This window comes from Pseudomonas sp. KNUC1026 (genome assembly GCF_021650705.1).
GTDB lineage: Bacteria > Pseudomonadota > Gammaproteobacteria > Pseudomonadales > Pseudomonadaceae > Aquipseudomonas.
In genome coordinates this window covers 1,205,022-1,224,095 of sequence record NZ_CP087138.1, presented here as the reverse complement: position 1 = coordinate 1,224,095, position 19,074 = coordinate 1,205,022, and the positions used below count along the sequence as shown (strand labels likewise).

The window sequence follows — 19,074 nt, the reverse complement described above, 5'->3', positions numbered from 1 at the left end:
GGTTCAGCAGGCCTCTCGCAGGCCGTCTTCGCTCGCCAGATGAGCGCGCAGCGCTTCTTCCATCAACTGCCCGGTCAGCCACAGCGTCACCCGCGCAACCTCCTTGATCTGGCGGCGGTCCTCCTCGGTCTTGACGGCGCGCTGCATCGCCAGGCGCACTTCCTCGGAGTGCTTCTCATCGATGCTCGAATGGGCGACGAAGAACGTCATCTGTTCATCCTTGAGGTTCAGGTCGCGGCGGAAGCGATCCAGGATCGGCTGGATGTGGTCGTACACCTCTTCGGCCCAATAGCTGTAGCCCAGGCGTGCGATCGGGCCTTTGCGGATGGCCACATCGTTGAGAAATGCGATCAGCGCCTGAGTCGGTGCCAGCGGCGCAGGCATCTCTTGCGGCAACAGGCCGACCGACTCCAGGTCACGCAGCACCATGCGCTCATGGCCCAGCTCTTCGAGCGCGTGTTTGTAGACGAAACGCAGCAGCGTGGTCTGCTCAGGGTCGGCGCTGAACGCGCAGGCGGCCTGGTTCACCGAGTTGTAGCGGGTGTAGTGGTACACCTGCAGCATGATCTGCTGGTAGAGCGACGGGGAGGTCGGGTTGGCCAGGCTGTGCTGCCAGTAGTTGCCCTGCTTGATCTGCGCCCAGCCGGCATCGACGATGGCGTCGAGTTCTTTGAAAAATGCGTCCATTTCAGTTGTCTCCTTTGACAGTTTGGTAAACATGTTCGAGTTCCAGGTACACCAGGCTGTAGCGGCGTTCGTTGAGCACGCCGTTCCAGGCCAGGTCATCCACCAGCACGCGCCCGCCGATGCCTACGTACAGGGCCGCCAGTTGCCCACGGCACAGCGCCGAGATGAAGCGCAGGTGGGTATTGGCCTTGAGCCAGATCGCGGCTTCCAGCAAGAACGCCCGCAGGTGACGGCCGCCGCGGTAACGCTCGTCCATCACCAGCCGATTGGCATCGAATGCGTCGGTTGGCTCGGCAAAATGCGCGGGCACGTTCACTGCCCGCTCGACGAAGCTCAGCCCGTGGCCCAGAGGCGTGGCACGCATCGTGCCCACCACCTGGCCCTGGTCCAGGTAGACCAGGTGGTACGAAAGGGCGTCGCGGGTGCGCTCACGGCGTTCGAAATCATCTTCTTGCGCGGGGTTTTCCCCCAGGTAGCGGTTGCGCAGGGCCAGCACCGCATTGAACAGCTCACTGCTGGTGTCGATCACACGCACAGAAAAGCCCATGGCCAGTCACCCCACCTGGCGCTGATCGACGATGCGCGCCTCTTTCCAGCTGAACCAGCTGCCTAGGTTGACGTGGTCAGCGAGGTCCTCGACCACCATCACAGTGGCTTCGACGCCCAGCCGCTCGCGCAGGCGCTCCTTGATCAACAGCACCAGGCGGGCGCGATCACCCTCGAAAAAGCGCGACATTTCCAGTTTTGCGATCACCGTGTCGCAGCGGTTGGCGTTGCTCAGGATGATCTGATACCCCAGGCATTGCTCGACGCCCTCGAGCAATGCCTGCTCGATCTGTGCGGCGGAAAACGGCTTGCCGTTGAGCTGTACGGCATCCTTGACCCGGCCGACGACCTTGATGGTCTGGCGCATCGACTGCGGGTAGCCGGGGCGTGACTGAATCGAAACGAGATCACCGGTGCGATAGCGGATCAACGGCTTGCTGCCGGGGATGAGCATGGTGACGCACAGCTCACCGTCACCGGTGCTGCCCAGGCTCTGCCCGGTTTGAGGGTCGATCACCTCGATCAGGTAGTTCAGGCGGTGGGGCATCAACTGATCGTTGGCGTTGCACGCTGCGATGATCATCGCTTCCTGAGAGCCATAAAGGCTGTTGTAAGCCTCGGCGCCCCACAGGCTGAACAGGTTGTTCTTGAGGGCCGGCGTACACAGCTCGCCGCTCATCATGAAGGCGCGCAGGTTGAGGTCTTTGCGGGGGTCGAGGCCTTGACGCTCAGCTTCCTTGGCCATCGCCAGCAGCAGACCAGGCGCCGAGGCGAGCACACCGATGCGCAAGTCCTTGAGCAATTGCAGCGCCTTGGGCCAGCCAATGACAGGCGAATGGGGCCACAGTTTGGCGTTGCACACCCCCAGCTGTTTGCAGACATCACCCAGCGTGTCGCCGAATGAATGCACCTCGGTCGGGCCCATGATGCCGACGACGGTTTTCTCGCCGAGAAAGTGCTTTTCGATCACGGCCTGGTAGGCCATTGCCAGTTGCTGATTGCTGGCGTGGCTCTCCTTGGCATCGCGCGGGCACGGCGTCGCCGGGCCGGTGGTGCCGGTGGTTTCGTAATAGAAGATGGCGTCTTCCAGAGGGCCGGACAAAATATCGAACCCTGCTTCACGCAGGTCGTCCTTGGTGGTGAACGGCAATCGGGCGAGGTCATCCAGCGTCAGGGTGTGTGCCTCGACCTGTGCCAGGTGCTTGCCATAGAACGGCGAGGTGCGCTTGACGTGGTCGACCACATCGCGCAGTTGCTGTTGCTGCCATTGAGCGAGCGCCGAATCAGTCAGTACGTCCGTCCAATAATCACGGTGAACCGGGTCATAACGTTTCTTGAAGCTGTCTAGTTGCTCTTTCATATCAGGCATTCCAAGTGAGGGGGCTGCAATTGCGCGGCGGCCAAGTTAATGGCCAAAGTGCTCAGCGCCCAGCTGTGGAATGCCTCAGTTGCGGGGCAGGTGAAAAAGTGCTAACGCGCGAAAGTTATCGCTTCTCACCCTTGCGGGCGGCAACGGTTCCATTCGTCCTTTCCATAAAGAGGGTGATTGACACTCTATAGGCACGCTGGTAGTTTCGACCGCCTGTGGCCTTGAGCCCCAGTGTTTCATCAAGACCGGGATGTCTCGAAATGTACTATCACCTCTGTGCAATCCGCTCCTCGCTCAGCGCTCCCGACAGCTGCTCCCGGGCCGTCCTGGCCGTCTTCAAAAGCAATACCTGGCGTCGCTAATCAGCGAGGGCCAGCGTCCGTTCGCCGCCTGCCGGCAACTTCTCTGATCCATTTCTCCTGGCGCTAACGCGCACGATGTCGAACCGTGTTCGCCTGCCCGACCGTGGGTTGGAAGTTCATGTGCACTCGACAGTGCCTGAGAGTTGCTCGGGGTAATTCCAAACTTTCCATCAAAGCGTGCAAGCGCTTTATATTCGTGGGCACTTGTTTTCGAAGTGCCTGTACTGCCGCACCCTGAACAATGGTACTGCCGATGAAAAACACTAGTCTGTGCGTGGATGTTCTTCGCCTCGAAGAACGCCGCTCTACCGATGCACTGAGCATCTATGCAAACGCCTGCGAACAACTTGGCCGAGAGGCCGTGTTCATTCTCGAGTCATTGTCCGGCCCCAGCCGCGACCGGCGCGCCACCATCATAGGCCTGGAGCCGCTGTTTGAAGTGAGCATCGACGAGGGCAAGGCACAACTGCGCGGCAACGCGGCCCTGTGTGATCACTTGAGCGGCGTACTGCGCGACCAGGGTGTTGCAGTGGGCGCTGACTTTACCGTCCCATTGCCCGACAGCGAGGCTGCGTGGGCGCTGCTGCGACAGCTCCAGGCTGCATTCAAGGTGGCGCCGGATGCGCCGGCCAGCCTCGCCTTCTTCGGTTACTTTTCCTACGACTGCGTGCGCCTGATCGAGCGTTTGCCGGCATTGACCGAGCAAAACCACAGCTACCCGCTGATCGCGCTGTCGGTGTACCAGACACTGGTGTACTTCCATAACAACGGCACCGTCGAAACCCTGATCAACAACCACCCGATGTGGGCGGCGCGCACACCCGAGCATTACCCGTTCCTGGCACAGGCCTGTGACGAGCAACAGGCGGCGCCTGTTTATCCCAAGGTATTCGAGGAAACCCGAACCGTAACGCCCGAGCAATTCAAGGCGCGGGTCGAGGTTGCAATGGAGCACATCCGCGCGGGCGATGTGTACCAGATCCAGTTGGGCCACGAGATCTGCATCAACTCGCAGGTGGCACCCTTCGACGTCTACAAAAGCCTGCGCCAGCGCAACCCCTTCCCCTACATGTACCTGGCCCATGTCGGCGGCATCGACCTGATCGGTGCAAGCCCGGAGCTGTTCGTACGCATCAAGGACAACCTCATCGAGATGCGCCCGATCGCCGGCACCGTGGGCAAGAAGCCCGGCGTCGACCCTGCCGAGCTGGTGCTTGAACTCACGCGTTCCGAGAAAGAGCGTGCCGAGCACCTGATGCTGATCGACCTGTGCCGCAACGACATCGGCCGCGTCTGCCAGGCTGGTTCTCTGGAGGTCGACGAATTCATGCTGGTGGAGGAGTACTCGCACCTTTACCACATGGTTTCGAACGTGCGTGGCCTGCTGCGCCCGGGGCTGGATGCCTACGACGTGATCAAGGCCTCGTTCCCGGCCGGCACCATGTCCGGTGCGCCCAAGGTCAGGGCGATGGAGCTGATCGAAAGCATGGAAAACACCCGCCGTGGCATCTACGCCGGCGCCCTGGGCCTGATCGGCTTCGACGGCAGCGTCAACACCGCCCTGTGCATCCGCTCCACCGTCCACGATCAGGGCACTTATCACCTGCGCGCCTCTGCCGGGGTGGTCGCCGATTCGGTCGCAGAGCTTGAGTGGAAGGAAACCCTTTACAAAATGGGCTCGGTCTATCGAGCGGTGACTGGCCAGGAGATCGCACTGTGAAAGTCTTTTTGATCGATGCCTACGACAGCTTCGTCTTCATCATCAGCCAGTACCTGGAAGAGTTGGGCCTGGAAACCCGGGTCGAGCGGCACGACGTGCCCGACCTGATCGAGCGTATCGAAGCTTTCGCTCCGGACTTTTGCGTGCTTGGCCCCGGGCCGGGGCACCCTGCGGATGTGGGCTATATCGAAGTGATCCGCCATTTCGAAGGCCGCCTGCCCTTGCTGGGCGTGTGCCTGGGGCACCAGGCGCTGGGGTTGGCCTACGGCGCGCAGGTGTGCCGGGCGCCACACGTGATGCACGGCAAGGTCAGCGAAATCAGCAACGATGGGCGGGGCGTGTACGCCCACACCCAAGGCCATGCCATCCGTGCAACCCGCTATCACTCGCTGATGATCAGTGATCAGGCGATGCCCGATTGCCTGGAGGTGACCTCTCGCTCGGCGGGCGACGGCTACATCATGGGTGTGCGCCATCGGGAGCTGGCGGTGGAGGGCGTGCAGTTCCACCCCGAGAGCATCCTGACCGAGAACGGCCTGGACCTGTTTCGCAGCTTCATAAAACAGTACGTGCAATAGCCGTACCCGAGGGGCGAAAGCCCCTCTTTCGCAACGAACAGGAGCGACACCACGGTTATGGATACGCACGACTCACGGGGTGTTTCGGCCCGGCGCAGCGAATCGTCGGCGCCGTTGCAAGCGTTCAACGAGCTTGCCCGGGAACATAATCCCTGCGACTGGGAACGCCACCTGCGCAAGGTGCTGCGCCAATTGGGGTTCACTCACTACCTGATCAGCCTGAGCCCGACGCGGCCATGGACAGGCAACCCGTTGGCGGGCGTGATCACGACCTTTCCACGCACCTGGCTGGACTGCTATTGCGGCGACGGATTGCTCGACATCGACCCCATCCTCAAACATTGCCGGCAAGAGCTGGTGCCTATGTTCTGGGCTCAGGAGGGCCGGCGTGCCCGTGGGCGTACCCGGCACTTCTGGCAACGCCGGGAAGAACACGGGCTGCGCCACGGCTTGAGCATTCCGCTGCGCTACGAACGCCTGCGCGGCACGCTGAGTGTGGCCTTCGATGGCACCGGTGTTCACGAAGATGATGGTTTCGCTCACCCGGCGGCGGCCCGGCTGTTCATGCTGGTGCCTTACCTGGTGTCCGGCCTGGGCCGGCGCTTGCAAACCGCGAGCCCGAGCAACGACGACCTCACCCCGCGCGAGCTGGAATGCCTGTATTGGGCAAGCGCCGGTAAAACGTCCTGGGAGATCAGCCACATCCTCACTCGCTCCGAGCGCACGGTCGACTTCCACCTGCTCAATGCCCGGCGCAAACTCGGCTCGGCCAGCCGCCAGCAGGCGGTCGGTACCGCCGCCGCGCGAGGGCTGCTGCCCGGCGGGTTGGCTCACTGAATAGCCTGTAGCGCCGGGCTGGCGCCACAAGGCGATCGTTCAGGCGCTCTACGACGTTGCGCCTCGATGGTCGAGATAGCCCACAGCAGATGATCGGCCCCTGCTCGCCGATCGACTCCGGGGCTCTGTCTGTTACAACGCTGCCGGGCGTGGCAAGCCTGGATGCTTCGGGCTTGATATACGGCCTATCAACGCTTTCGTGATCGGTGCAGCAAGGTCACGCTTGATCGGAGACTCAAGCGTTTGCAAGTCCGCATCGATGAACGAGGGCTGTACTGCGACCGCTACACATGCAGCCTGTGATTCTGCTCCTGGCGATTAGGCGTACGCCGAGGCCGGGATTGCGCTCGGCTGCATGGCAGGCCCTTCCGACATTTGGTAGAGCTTCATCGAACGGGTGTGGCCTGTTGCGGGACGCTGGTTTGCGAAAAAGCGTGTGGAGAGCTGTTGATCTGATATGGAGTGTGGGACACGCAGTTGTGCCTGAGCCGCTCGCTGGCTTAAGGGCGGTGGCTGTGGGGGATTTCTGTAGATAGATCAGCGACTGAAGATCAGAACTTGTAGAGATGGTTTAAATCGAGTTATTACAAGGTCGAACACTGCGCATATAAATTCTGGTTATAAAATCGCTGATTCGGAGTAGGCATACCCTGTGAAACTAAGCCTTTTCTGCTATTTCCAGAACCGCTTGAAAAGAGTCTTTTATTATATTAAGCACGTAATGGATTTGATTTTATAAAGCATACTTCTTTCTGAAAGATGACATGGATCAATATATTCAAATCAACACCGTCACTACACTTCAGCGGTCGGCCAGCACCGTAGCGGCTACAGGCCTTTTTCGACAGTTTTTACCTGCTTCAACGGTTGGATTGTCGTCACTACGCCATAGACAAAACTGTACCTCTTAATAAAAGAGATCGTTTTAACGCATAAACCTTGAGTTCAGACGGGTACTAATCCGCTGCTTTTTCATACCTGCGCGGGGCGACTATTACTAGTGCATTGCTCCCGTGTGGGCAACGGGAAAGTATTGCTGAGGGGTTGGGCGGCGATTTACAGGCAACGCGTAAAACCCTGCCGGGGTTGACTTCAACTTTCACAAAGAAGGCTCTAAATGAAAATCCGAAAAAATATGATGATGGCTGCTCTCGCTGCCGCAACGATGTGTGCTGCGGGTGCTGCATTTGCTGGCCCGCCTGTGGAGGTCACGTTCAAAAATCTTGGTACGCAAAAGGCCACCTATCAAGTTATCACCCAGAACGAGGCCCTCACCTATGCTCATGCGACAGGTCGGCCTAAGACTGAGTTAGGAGCAGGTGAGACCGATAAATACTACGTGCAGATCCCCATTAACCCTGATGCCAACGCAGCGAATGTGCGTTACACCATGGGTAACAAGACTTGTGTATTCATGACTACATTTGTGAACCAGGTCGCTCCGGGGGGCTGTTTCCTGGCGGCCCAACGAAGATTCCAAAATGGAATAAAAATGCGACTTCCAGCGGTGGCGCAGTCTGTAACGCCACTATCAAATCGCAAAATTTTTCAGATTTTTCATGGGCCGTAGAATTTACGATGAAATAAAAACATTCGAGTGCCTTTTGCAGTTCGCGAAAGGCATTTGATTTATAGAATACTAGGCAGCTATTCATAACGGGCACACCTATGAGCGGCATCAATCCTCTCTTTCAGGCACCAGTACGGCAGCCCCAAGCTGTTGGAAAAAGCGAAATCAATAATGATTTTTTTTCAGATCGCACGCCAAAAACCGCCCCAAATGGGCCGGTTGCTGGCTCTGAAAACCAGATTTCATCTTTCTCCCAAGCATTAAGTGATGCGGCAATTCGCGCAGCTGAAAGAGATGCCAACACAAACCGTTCTGAACTTGCAAAGATTGCGCGAACCACTATTGAAAAGCTATCTAGCGATAGCTATCAAAAAAACAAGGCTGTTGATGATGCTGAGGTTCCTAGTTCTGACAATGCCCAAAGAATATTTCAAGCTCGACAAGCAACCGATTATCTTCACAACAAAGGCGAAAACCCATTTAAGGGAATGCCCCCTGATCAACTTTCTCTGATTATCTATGATGAAGGCGGGTCATTCACAACTAATGAACGACGCGCGGCCTATGATGAATCCTATTCACAACATTTCGCATGGCAAACAGCTGTATGCGCAAAAGTAATGGATGAATACCATCGCACCAGAAAAACCTCTTCAGAACTCTGCCAAGAAATATTAAACTACTATAAATCCCTCCCCCGATAGAAGAATCCCAAATCCTGGAAGGATACGAGACTGACTTACAGGCAGAAATAGGTCAAAACGGTTCGGATCCGCGCCCGAACAGCGATAAGCTGGAGTCCGCATTCGACTTATTATTGAAGCGTTTGAACTACCTGCCACAAAGAACATGAGGCACTCTCAAAATAGCCTGCAACACATTCGGCTAAGGAGACAGCAAATAATCCAACATGATGTTCGAATGCACCGTCCGATAAATTTCAAGCAAGCTATTCTTAACGGATCAACCTATGATTGGCATCAATAATCTTTGTGCGCCAACCGTACAGCAGCCCCAAATCGGCGACCAAGGCGAAATTAATAAAATCACTTCATCAGACAGCGCACCCAAGGCTGCCTCTCCCAGATCATTCGCTGGCGCTGAAAGCCAAATTTCCTCATTCTCAAAAGCCTTGAGTGATACGGCAACTCGAGCGGCAGAAAGGGATGCCAACTCGAGTCGCCAGGAACTTGCCGAAATCGCGCACGCCACATTCGAGAAGCTTTGTGGCGACAGCTATCAAAAAACAAAGCTGCTAACGATATCGAGCTACCAGCCTCCGATGATCCCCAACGTCTGGCGCAAGCTCGACAAGCAACTGATTTCTCAAACGGCAAAGGAAACAACCCGTTTGAAGGCATGCCCTCTGATCAACTCGCCCTGATTATCTACGACGAAAGCGGTAACTTCACTGTCAATGAACGTCGTGCAGCCAGGCACGAGTCGTATTTGCAGGACCTGGCATGGAGAACGGCAATATGTGAAAAATGATGAACGATTATCATCGCATGGGCAAAATCTCCTCGGGAAGCTATCAAGAATTACTTGACCATTACAAATCGCTACCTCCCATAGAAAAAGCTCAAATTTCCGAAGGGTACGATGTCCAGTTGCAAAACCTGATAGATCAGAACGGTCCCGATTCTTCCCAGAATGGGGACGAGCTGGAATCCGTTTTCGACCTGATAATGAAACGCTTGAATGACCGTACGGAAAAACATATGGCGCTACTGAACCCGCATGCCTCCAGTCATGCAGGCAACGGTGGTGAATAATAGTCTGGACGTGATGATCGAGTGCACTATCTACGGTGCAGTTTGCATTCTCAATCTCCAACAACAAAACAATCCTTGATCACGGACCGACTTATGAACGGCATAAACTCTCTTCCGTCTCCAGCTGCATTGCAGCCACGAATCAGCAGCCAAGGCGAAATCAACAAAACGACTTCACCAGACCGCGCACTCAAAAATTCCGTTACACAATCATCTACAACCACTGAAAACCAAATTTCTTCTTTCTCCCGAGCATTGAGTGATGTGGCGAGCCGTGCTGCTGAAAGAGATGCAAACTCAAGTCGCAATGACCTTGCCAGAATCGCCCAGGCAACTATTGACAAAGTGATTATTGGCAGTGACCAGAAGAAAAACAAAGCTGCTTATGACATTGAGCTCCCCAACCCCGAAGACCCCCAACGCTTGGCCCAGGCTCGACAAGCAACGAATTGGACGAATGGCAAAGGGAACAATCCATTCAAAGGCTTACCCCCGGATCAACTTGCTCTGATCGCCTATGATGAAAGCGGAACTTTCACTACGAATGAACGCAACGCAGCCTGGAGCGAATCATACTCACAAGATCAGGTGTGGAGACGCGCAATATGTGCAAAAATGATGGACGATTACAACTGTAAAGGGAGAGTTTCCTCAAACACCTATCAAGAAATACTCGACTATTGCAAGGCGCTACCTCCCATAGAAGAAGCTCAGATTTCGGAAGGATACGACGTCCAGTTGCAAACTCTGATAGACCAGAACAGCGCTGACGTTTCCCAAGGCAGTGACACCTTGGAATCAATATTCGACCTGTTGATAAAACGCTTGAATGATAGACCAATATAAAAAGCACATTCCTGAAAATCCTTACGCCCCACACATGTAGAAAAAACAACAACACCTATTCTGGAAAGCGAATGCACACGCCCCACAACACCCACTTCATTCGCCTCGAACACATCACCCACGCCTACGCAACCGGCGCATCCCACCACGCCGTTCTACATGACGTTTCACTGTCCATCCCCGCCGGCCAAAGTTGCGCCATTGTCGGGGCCTCGGGCTCTGGCAAAAGCACGCTGCTCAATCTCATCGGGCTGCTGGACGAGCCGACTTCAGGGCGCGTAGTGCTCGCCGGCCAGGACATGACCCGCGCGGGTGCCGCATCCCGCGCTATCGCGCGCAACCGGATCATCGGTTTCGTCTTCCAGAGCTTCAACCTGCTGCCGCGGCTCAATGCCCTGGACAACGTCGCGTTGCCGCTTCTGTATCGCGGCATTCCCCAACACCAGGCCCGGGAGGCGGCACGCCAGCAACTCAAGCGAGTGGGCCTCACCGCGCGCGGCCACCACCGCCCTGCCGACCTGTCGGGCGGGCAGCGCCAGCGCGTTGCGATCGCCAGGGCCCTGGTGGCCGAGCCGTCGCTACTGCTGGCGGACGAACCGACTGGCAACCTGGACAGCCACACCGCACAGGGCATCATCAGCCTGCTCCTTTCACTGAACCGTGAGTGCGGCGCCACCCTGGTGGTGGTCACTGCACGACGGCGGCATCGCCGATCGCATGGCGCGTTGCATTGAAGTCACCGACGGCCGGGTGTTGGACACGCGGCATGGCTGAGCTCGTTCTTGATCCCTCGCATCCTGCGTTGGCACAGCCGGGCTATGGCCCTTCCTGGCTGCAGCGGCTACGCGAGCCGGTGGACAATCTGCGCCAACTGGGCCGGCGCGCGGCCTTGGCGCTGCTGGGTATCGCCGTTGGCTGCATGGCCGTGGTTGCGCTGCTGACGATCGGGCACAACGCCGAACAGCAAGCCATGAACGTGTTCAAGGGCATGGGCAGCGACCTGCTCGTGGCAAACCTGCACATCCCTGACCACGGCCGCAACGCTGCGCCCCTCGCCGCCCCGGCCCTGGAGGCTGATGCACTGCGCACCGCCATCCCGGACATCGCAGCCGCCGCCCCGCTGATCATCACCAGCGCCGACGCCCGGCTCAAAGGCCATGCCCTGAGCACATCGCTTTTGGGCAGTAACGCTGAGCTGCACCGCGTGCTGGCTCTGCAGCTGGCACAGGGGCGTTTTCTGAGCCGGTTCGATTCCAAGGCCACCCATGCCGTGCTGGGCGCGAACGTGGCCGCCGAGTGGGACCGCGCGGGTATTCATGCAGGGCCTGGTGATCGTGTCCAAATCGCTGGCTATCTGTTTCAGGTCATCGGCATCCTGCAGCCGGCAGGCCAGAACCCGTTGCTTCCGGTACCGCTGGACGACGCGATCTTGCTGCCCGCCGAGAGCATGCGGCGGATCGTTCCGAACCCGCAAATCAGCAGTGTCCTGGCGCGCAGCCCGAGCAGCGCATCGCTGGCAGAGCTCTCCCCCGCCTTGCAGCAATGGCTGGCCGCCAGGATGCCGGGCTACGAGGTGGATGTGCAGATTCCGCGGCAACTGCTCGAAGGCATGGCGCAGCAATCGCGCCTGTTTTCCTGGCTGCTGGCGGGCCTGGGCAGCCTTGCGCTGCTGGTCGGTGGCATCGGCGTCATGAATGTGATGGTGATGAACGTCGCCGAGCGGCGCAGGGAAATCGGTGTGCGCATGGCCCTGGGCGCTCGCCCCAAGGACATCGCGATCCTGTTTCTGCTCGAAGCGGTGGTGCTGGCGGCGGCCGGGGCAGGTGTTGGCGCCACGGCGGGCCTGATCGCAGCCTGGGCGTTCGTCCAGGTTTCGGGAGAGGCCGCGTTTGCCTGGTCGCCAACGGCCTTGCCCCTGGGGATCGGCAGCGCGCTTGCGACCGGCCTGTTCTTTGGCCTGGCGCCTGCGATGGCAGCCGCGCGACTCACACCTGTGCAGGCCTTGCGCGATGCTTAAGGCCGCCGCGCTGATCGCGCTCATGCTGGCAGCACCGATGGCGGCATGTGCCGCCACGCAAACGCTGTTGCATCCCTCCCAGGCCACGCGGCCAGGCTACCCGACGCCGGCTGCCGCCAGCATCTCACTCAACGCCCAGGCCATCGAGCTGACGCTCAGCGATGCCATCTACCTGGCGCTGCGCGACAACCGCGCGATCCGCAGCGCCTACCTGAACCGCATCGCGCAGAAATTCGACCTGCGCGTGGCCGAAGACCGGTTCACGCCCAAACTGATGCTCAGCGGCAGCTACATGGCCGACCGCAGCCAGGATGACCAGTACCGGCAAGGCACCGTCACGCCGCAGGCACTTTGGCTGACACCCTACGGCACCCGCGTCAGCCTGGGCTGGGCCTATCGCCATACCCGGGCCGGCCTGGCGGGGCTGTCCCGGCAGGACGGGGCAGACATCTCGCTGATCCAGCCACTGCTGCGTGGCGCGGGCAGGGACATTGCGACAGCGCCGGTGCGCCTTGCACGCCTGTCGGAACAAGCCAACCGGCTCGCGCTGAAATCGACCGTTTCGCAGGCCATCACTCAGGTGATCGCGGCCTATCGCACGCTGCTGCAGGCGCAGGAGCAATTGAGGATCGCCCGGGAATCGCTGGAACGTGCGCGCCAACTGATCGAGGTCAATCGCGCCATGATCGAAGCCGGGCGCATGGCCGAATTCGAGATCGTGCAAACCCAGGCCGATGTCGCCACCCAAGAGCTGGCCTATGAAGAGTCGCGCAACCAGCTCGATACGGCGCGGCTGGCGCTGTTGCAGTTGCTCGCCCTCAACCTTCACGCACCCCTCGTGGCGACGGAGGCCCTGCAAGCGCAGCAGGTGAATGTGGATGCCGCGCAGGCCCTGGCCCAGGCGCAGGCGTCTCAACCAGCCTATCTCACGCAACTCATCGCCAGCGAACAGGCCGACATCAACCTGAAAGTGGCGAGCAACGACCGCCTCTGGGATGTCTCGCTGGTGGCCGGTGCGAGCCAGGTCCGCGACCGCAATGCGTACGCAGGCTCGGCACACGGCTGGGAAAACTATGCCGGGATGCAGGTTGAAATCCCCATCGGCGACCTGAGCACACGGCAGGCCCAGGTGCAGGCGCAAGTGAACGTGAGCACCCAGGAAATCCAGCTGGCGCAGGCCCGCCAGCAACTGGAGCAGGACGTGACCAACGCCGTACGCGATATCCACAGCCGCTGGCGGCAGTATGAAATTGCCCAGCGTGCGCGTGACCTCTCCCTGCGCAAGCTGGCCCTTGAACGCGAAAAACTCACCGTGGGCCGCTCCAGCAACTTCCAGGTGCTGAGCTTCGAAAACGACCTGCGCAATGTCGAAAATGCGCGCATCAATGCCTTGATCAGCTACCTCAACGCCCAGGCTGAACTGGACCAGACCCTGGGCACCACACTGCAAAGCTGGGACATAACGCTCAATGGCTAGACGTCGCCCGCCAGGCTGCCTCCTGGCCCTTATCCGCCGCCACACCTGGAAGCTGGCGGTGCCGCTGGTTGCGGCTAGCGCGTATTGGGCATTCGGCCCTTCCAATGCCGCAGCACCGTCACTCACCGAACAGGCCCGCTGGATGCTCATCGAGCCCCAACGGATTGAACAGCAACTGGGGCTAGTGGGGCGCATTCAGGCTGCGCGGCAGCAAACGCTCGCCGCCCCGTTCGAGGGGGTGATCCGCGAAGTGCTGGTGCAGGAGGGCCAGGTGGTCGAAGCAGGCCAGCCGCTGTTACGCCTTGACCCGGCGCAGATCCACATCCAGCTGCGCCAGGCTCAGGCGCAATTGCTCAAGGCCGAGCGAGAAGCCCACCAACTCCGCCACTGGCGCAACAGCCCGGAAGTGGCCCGCGCCCGGCGCACCGTGCAAACCGCAGGCTCCGCCCTGCAAGCCACCCAGGCCAACCTGCGTGACACGCGCGCGCTGTTCGAGCGCGGCATTGTCGCCCGCATGGAAGTCGATACGCTCGCGCAGCAAGTGCAGGCGCAACGCCAGGAGCTCACCAGCGCTGAAGACGAATTACGCACCCTCAGCGCCCGTGGCGACGGCGAGGAACGGCACATTGCCGAGATGGAGCTGGCCAATGCGCAGGCACGCTTTGAGGCCGTGGCCCGGCAAAGCGAACGGCAAACGCTCAAGGCCCCGTTCGCAGGCGTTGTGGTTCGCCCGCAGGTGGAAGGCACCAGCAAGGCCGCCCTCGCCCAGCCAGGTGTGCAGGTGACGCAAGGCGCACCGCTGCTGTCGGTGATCGGGCTGGGCCGCCTCCAGGTGCTGGCCCGTGTGGAAGAAGCGGACCTGCACCAATTGCATGAACAGATGCCGGTACACATCACCGGCGATGGATTCGCCGGGCAAACGCTGAACGGGCATATCACGGGGATTGCCGTGCAGGGCAACGCGACAGATGCGCTGGGCGCCGCCGCTCACTATGACGTGGTGGTGTCGGTCGATGCGCCGCAGGCCGAAGCGGCCCGGCAGGCGAGGCTGGGCATGAGCGCCCGGCTGGCCATCATTCTGTATGAAAATGATCAAGGCATCGTGGTACCGCCTGAGGCGCTGGAGGCGGACGATGACGGCAAGACGTATGTCATGTATCGCGCCTCCCTGGAGGCTGCGCCGGTGAGGCAAAGCGTGAAGCCGGGGCGGGTCGTCGCGCAAGGGGTCGAGATACAGGGGGTGCGGGCTGGGTATGTGTGGGTGCCGAGTGGCTGACGATGGCGCAAGGGCGCCTTTGTATTGCCAGCTGCCCACAAACGCTATACTTGCGCCCCGCTCCTCTGCACTGATGGCCGTAAACCCGTGACCCTTAACGCATCGACTTCTACAGGCCCCAGCCGGCGCTTTTCCGTTGCCCCGATGATGGACTGGACAGACCGCCACTGCCGCCACTTCCATCGCATCCTCAGCCGGCACGCCCTGCTCTACACCGAAATGGTCACCACCGGCGCCCTGCTGCACGGCGATGCCGCCCGCCACCTGCGCTACAACGACAGCGAGCACCCCTTGGCGCTGCAACTGGGTGGCAGCGACCCGCAGGCGCTGGCAGCCTGCGCCCGGCTCGCCGAGCAGGCCGGCTACGACGAGGTGAACCTCAACGTCGGCTGTCCCAGCGACCGGGTGCAGAACAACATGATCGGCGCCTGCCTGATGGCGCACCCGGCGCTGGTGGCCGATTGCGTGAAGGCCATGCGTGACGCGGTGCAGGTGCCGGTCACGGTCAAGCACCGTATCGGCATCAATGGCCGCGACAGCTACGCACAGTTGTGCGACTTCGTCGGGCAGGTGCGTGAGGCGGGCTGCCGCAGTTTCACCGTGCACGCGCGCATCGCCATTCTCGAAGGCCTGTCGCCCAAGGAGAACCGCGAGGTGCCGCCGCTGCGTTACGACGTCGCCGCGCAGCTCAAGCAGGATTTCCCCGAGCTTGAGATCGTGCTCAATGGCGGTATCAAGACCCTGGCCGAATGCCTTGAGCACCTGCGCACTTTCGACGGTGTGATGCTGGGCCGCGAGGCCTATCAGAACCCCTACCTGCTGGCGCAGGTGGATGCGGCGCTGTTCGCCCATGACGGGCCGGCGGTCACCCGTGCCGAAGCGCTGGCGCAGATGCGCCCTTATATCGAGGCGCACATCGCCGAGGGTGGAGTGATGCACCACATCACCCGGCACATGCTCGGCCTGGCGCAGGGCTTCCCCGGGGCGCGGCGTTTTCGCCAGTTGCTGTCGGTGGACGTGCACAAGGCAGCCGACCCGCTGACCGTCTACGATCAGGCCGCGCAACTGCTGGATGGCCGTTGAACATCTGCACCCGGCGGCACTCCAACGGCATATCTTCAAGGTAGCGCTGCCTGGGTCATTGAGGCCCGGCGCGGCGCTGGGTTAATGTCGCAATTCCCACAGGATCGAGAACGCTCATGACTTCCAAGCTGGAACAACTCAAGCCCTTCACCACTGTGGTCGCCGACACCGGTGACCTGGACGCGATCAAGCGCCTCAAGCCTCAGGACGCCACCACCAACCCTTCCCTGCTGCTCAAGGCCGCCTCGCTGCCTGGCTACGCCGAGCTGCTCAAGCAGGTGATCGCCGGCTCCAAGGGTGACGTGCAACTGGCAAGCGACCACTTGGCAGTGGCGGTGGGCGGCGAGATTCTCAAGGCTATCCCTGGCCGCATCTCCACCGAGGTGGATGCCCGCCTGTCGTTCGACAGCAAGGCGATGCTGCGCAAAGCCAATACGCTGATCGACCTGTACGAAAAAAACGGCGTCAGCAAAGACCGCGTGCTGATCAAGCTGGCCTCGACCTGGGAAGGCATTCGCACCGCCGAGCAGCTGGAAAAGGACGGCATCCAGTGCAACCTGACCCTGTTGTTCTCCTTCGCCCAGGCCGCTGCCTGCGCCGAGGCCGGTGTGTTCCTGATTTCGCCGTTCGTGGGCCGCATCTACGACTGGTACAAGAAGGCCAACAACACCGACTACACCGGCGCTGAAGACCCGGGCGTGCAGTCGGTGACCCGCATCTACAACTACTACAAGACCCACGGCTACAAAACCGTGGTAATGGGCGCAAGCTTCCGCAATACCAGCCAGATCGAGCACCTGGCCGGCTGCGACCGCCTGACCATCAGCCCCGACCTGCTGGATAAACTCGCTGCCGACGAAGGCAAGCTTGAGCGTGCGCTGTCGCCGAACCAGAACGGCGAGCCAAAGCTTGCGATGGACGAGGCAAACTTCCGTTGGCTGAACAACGAAGACGCCATGGCCACCGAGAAACTCGCCGAAGGCATTCGCCAGTTCGCTCGCGACCAGGAGAAACTCGAGAAGCTGATCAGCGAATACAAAGGCTGATTGCAGCGGAACGAAAAAGGGCGGCCTCTTCAGGCCGCCCTTTTCATTTGTGCGGTTTGATCAGCTGCGTTCGAGCGCGTTGACCAGATCATGAAACGCTTCGCGGTTGGACTCGTTCAGCCCCATGAGAATCTTGTGCGCTTCCAGCACCTTGGATTTGACCACGTCTTCGTCCTGATCCTGCGACGGCAGGTCGGTCAGGCAGTCTGGGCACGGGATCGGTGTTTCGACGATGTTGAACACCTGATCGAAACCCATCGACTGCAACAGGCGTGTGATGTCTTCGTGGGTGGTGACCACGGTAGGCAACAGGCCGACCTTCTGCCGCGACAGGATCGACAGCTTGGCCAGCAGGCCCAGCGTGGTGCTGTCGACACTGCGGGTTTCGGTCAGGTCGATGACGATGGCCGTGAAGTCCAGCGCAGTGAAGATCTTTTCGATCGTCGCGTCCAGCGCAGAGCACAGCGTCAGCCGCACCTCGCCAATGAACTTCAGAACGAAGGTGCCACCCTGTTCGGCGAACTGGATTCTACCGGTACTCATTCAAGATTCCTGCTTAGCACCATGAGCGCGATATCATCCGGCATCTCGCCCAAGGTGGCCAATCCAAACTTTCGGCGTAAGCCATCCAGGCTGCCACCCGCGGCCGAGACGATCTCCGGCAGCGCTGCCTCTTTGTCTTTGAGCGTATCCCCTGGCAAAAGGTCCAGAATGCCATCAGAGAACATTGTCAGGCTGAAACGCTCGGGTATTTCAATCACAAGGTCCGTGTAGCTCGCCTCGTCGAACAGGCCGACGGGCAAGCCGCGGCCGTTGAGGTAGCGTGCCTGGCCTTCAGTGTAGAGCACCGGCAACGGCAGGTGGCCACCAATGCTGTAGGTGAGCGTGCCGGCCTGCTGGTCGATCACACCACCGACCATGGTGACGTGCTTGCCCAGCTTGCAGTTGAGCAGGCCGCGGTTGATGTGCGAGAGCACCTGCGACGGCTTGAAATCCGGCAGGATGCCGTTGCGCCGCGATTCGAACATCAGCCGCGTGGTCATGAACTTGAGCAGCACCGTGACGAATGCCGACGAGGCGCCATGGCCCGACACGTCGGCCAGGTAGAACGCCAACCGGTGCTCGTCGACCTTGAAGCAGTCGACGAAATCGCCCGACAGGTACAGCGAAGGAATGATCTGGTGCTCGAAGCGATAACCGTCGGCCACCCAGGGGTTCACCGGCAGCATGTTCATCTGCACCTGGCGGCCGGCGTTCTGGTCTTCCTGCAGCAAGTGCAGGCTGGCCTCCAGTTCGCGGTTGGCGGTTTCGAGCTTTTCCCGATAGCGCATGTTCTCGCGCACCAGGCGCGCACGCTCGAGTGCGCGGGCAACCGAATGCTCGAGCACTGCAAGGTCTTCCAGGGGCTTGATCAGGTAGTCGGCCGCGCCCAGGCGCAAGGCCTCGACGGCATCGCTCATGACACCTGCGCCCGAAAGCACGATCACCGGGGTTTCCTGGGATTGCTCGTTGACCTTGCGAATCAGCTCAAGGCCGCCCATCTGTGGCATGCGCAGGTCGCAGATGATGAGATCTGGTTGGCGGCTTTCGAACACGGCCAGCCCCTGCAGGCCATTGTTGGCTTGCAGCACGTTGAAACCGCTGTCTTCGAGGTAAGCGGCAAGGCTTGCGCGCACGACCTCGTCGTCGTCAATCAGAAGCAGCGTTGCACTGGTGTTGGGCATGTGGGCAAACGGCGCCGGAGCAATGGGTTGGCAGAGGAAAGGTGGGCCTGGGCAAAACTCGCCGAGTGGTCTGGCGCCAGGAATCCCGAACGCGGCCGGGCTACCCTTCAAGGCGCTGACGGTACTCCCATCCGAAGGCCGTTTCAAGCATGCTCCGATGG

The 19,074-nt window shown here is 60.0% G+C and carries 18 protein-coding genes and 1 pseudogene; 14 read left to right on the top strand and 5 right to left on the bottom strand.

Annotation, left to right across the window (positions count from 1 at the left end):
* Window positions 1-3 precede the first annotated feature (3 nt).
* Genes LN139_RS05430 through LN139_RS05420 form a run of 3 tightly spaced genes read right to left on the bottom strand, consistent with a single transcriptional unit; the run spans window position 4 to window position 2,593 of the window.
* The gene (locus tag LN139_RS05430; RefSeq protein ID WP_236359076.1) at window positions 4-687 is read right to left on the bottom strand and encodes an iron-containing redox enzyme family protein; all 684 of its coding nucleotides are present in this window, start codon (window positions 685-687) and stop codon (window positions 4-6) included.
* 1 nt (window position 688) lies between these two features.
* Window positions 689-1,234, bottom strand: a complete 546-nt coding sequence (locus LN139_RS05425; protein WP_236359075.1) for an acetyltransferase — start codon at window positions 1,232-1,234, stop codon at window positions 689-691.
* 6 nt (window positions 1,235-1,240) lie between these two features.
* A complete protein-coding gene (locus tag LN139_RS05420; RefSeq protein ID WP_236359074.1) occupies window positions 1,241-2,593 on the bottom strand; it encodes a phenylacetate--CoA ligase family protein in 1,353 nt (450 codons plus the stop codon).
* Between the two features lie 624 nt (window positions 2,594-3,217).
* Here LN139_RS05420 and LN139_RS05415 point away from each other — a divergent pair.
* From LN139_RS05415 to tal, 14 genes and pseudogenes are all read left to right on the top strand, one after another.
* Window positions 3,218-4,684: an anthranilate synthase component I family protein gene (locus LN139_RS05415; protein WP_236359073.1), complete on the top strand. Its 1,467-nt coding sequence runs from the start codon at window positions 3,218-3,220 to the stop codon at window positions 4,682-4,684.
* On the top strand, window positions 4,681-5,262 hold the full coding sequence (locus tag LN139_RS05410; RefSeq protein ID WP_236359072.1) for an anthranilate synthase component II: 582 nt from the start codon (window positions 4,681-4,683) through the stop codon (window positions 5,260-5,262). The genes LN139_RS05415 and LN139_RS05410 overlap by 4 nt, the downstream gene beginning before the upstream one ends.
* Window positions 5,263-5,319: 57 nt before the next feature.
* The gene (locus tag LN139_RS05405) at window positions 5,320-6,099 is read left to right on the top strand and encodes a helix-turn-helix transcriptional regulator (protein ID WP_236359071.1); all 780 of its coding nucleotides are present in this window, start codon (window positions 5,320-5,322) and stop codon (window positions 6,097-6,099) included.
* Window positions 6,100-7,216: 1,117 nt separating this feature from the next.
* Entirely contained in the window at window positions 7,217-7,669 is a 453-nt protein-coding gene (locus tag LN139_RS05400) for a hypothetical protein (protein WP_236359070.1), read from the top strand.
* A 98-nt stretch (window positions 7,670-7,767) separates the two neighbouring features.
* Window positions 7,768-8,373 carry a hypothetical protein gene (locus LN139_RS05395; RefSeq protein WP_236359069.1) on the top strand — a complete coding sequence of 202 codons (606 nt, stop codon included), beginning with the start codon at window positions 7,768-7,770 and terminating at the stop codon, window positions 8,371-8,373.
* A 266-nt stretch (window positions 8,374-8,639) separates the two neighbouring features.
* Entirely contained in the window at window positions 8,640-9,053 is a 414-nt protein-coding gene (locus tag LN139_RS05390) for a hypothetical protein (RefSeq protein WP_236359068.1), read from the top strand.
* A 124-nt stretch (window positions 9,054-9,177) separates the two neighbouring features.
* Window positions 9,178-9,444 carry a hypothetical protein gene (locus LN139_RS05385; protein WP_236359067.1) on the top strand — a complete coding sequence of 89 codons (267 nt, stop codon included), beginning with the start codon at window positions 9,178-9,180 and terminating at the stop codon, window positions 9,442-9,444.
* Between the two features lie 93 nt (window positions 9,445-9,537).
* The gene (locus LN139_RS05380) at window positions 9,538-10,290 is read left to right on the top strand and encodes a hypothetical protein (protein ID WP_236359066.1); all 753 of its coding nucleotides are present in this window, start codon (window positions 9,538-9,540) and stop codon (window positions 10,288-10,290) included.
* Between the two features lie 71 nt (window positions 10,291-10,361).
* Window positions 10,362-11,064: pseudogene (locus LN139_RS05375) on the top strand (ABC transporter ATP-binding protein).
* Window positions 11,057-12,307: an ABC transporter permease gene (locus LN139_RS05370; RefSeq protein WP_236359065.1), complete on the top strand. Its 1,251-nt coding sequence runs from the start codon at window positions 11,057-11,059 to the stop codon at window positions 12,305-12,307. The pseudogene LN139_RS05375 and the gene LN139_RS05370 overlap by 8 nt, the downstream one beginning before the upstream one ends.
* On the top strand, window positions 12,300-13,784 hold the full coding sequence (locus LN139_RS05365; RefSeq protein ID WP_236359064.1) for a TolC family protein: 1,485 nt from the start codon (window positions 12,300-12,302) through the stop codon (window positions 13,782-13,784). Before LN139_RS05370 ends, LN139_RS05365 begins: the two co-directional genes overlap by 8 nt.
* Window positions 13,777-15,060, top strand: a complete 1,284-nt coding sequence (locus LN139_RS05360; RefSeq protein WP_236359063.1) for an efflux RND transporter periplasmic adaptor subunit — start codon at window positions 13,777-13,779, stop codon at window positions 15,058-15,060. The genes LN139_RS05365 and LN139_RS05360 overlap by 8 nt, the downstream gene beginning before the upstream one ends.
* 87 nt (window positions 15,061-15,147) lie before the next feature.
* Window positions 15,148-16,143 carry a tRNA dihydrouridine(20/20a) synthase DusA gene (gene dusA / locus LN139_RS05355; protein WP_268944824.1) on the top strand — a complete coding sequence of 332 codons (996 nt, stop codon included), beginning with the start codon at window positions 15,148-15,150 and terminating at the stop codon, window positions 16,141-16,143.
* A 116-nt stretch (window positions 16,144-16,259) separates the two neighbouring features.
* Window positions 16,260-17,189, top strand: a complete 930-nt coding sequence (gene tal / locus LN139_RS05350; RefSeq protein ID WP_236359062.1) for a transaldolase — start codon at window positions 16,260-16,262, stop codon at window positions 17,187-17,189.
* A gap of 60 nt (window positions 17,190-17,249) precedes the next feature.
* On the opposite strand, the gene rssC is transcribed toward tal, so the two are convergent.
* Complete coding sequence (gene rssC / locus LN139_RS05345) at window positions 17,250-17,732, bottom strand: anti-sigma factor antagonist RssC (protein ID WP_236359061.1); 483 nt, start codon at window positions 17,730-17,732, stop codon at window positions 17,250-17,252.
* A complete protein-coding gene (rssB, locus tag LN139_RS05340; RefSeq protein ID WP_236359060.1) occupies window positions 17,729-18,913 on the bottom strand; it encodes a two-component system response regulator RssB in 1,185 nt (394 codons plus the stop codon). The genes rssC and rssB overlap by 4 nt, the downstream gene beginning before the upstream one ends.
* Between the last annotated feature and the right edge of the window lie 161 nt (window positions 18,914-19,074).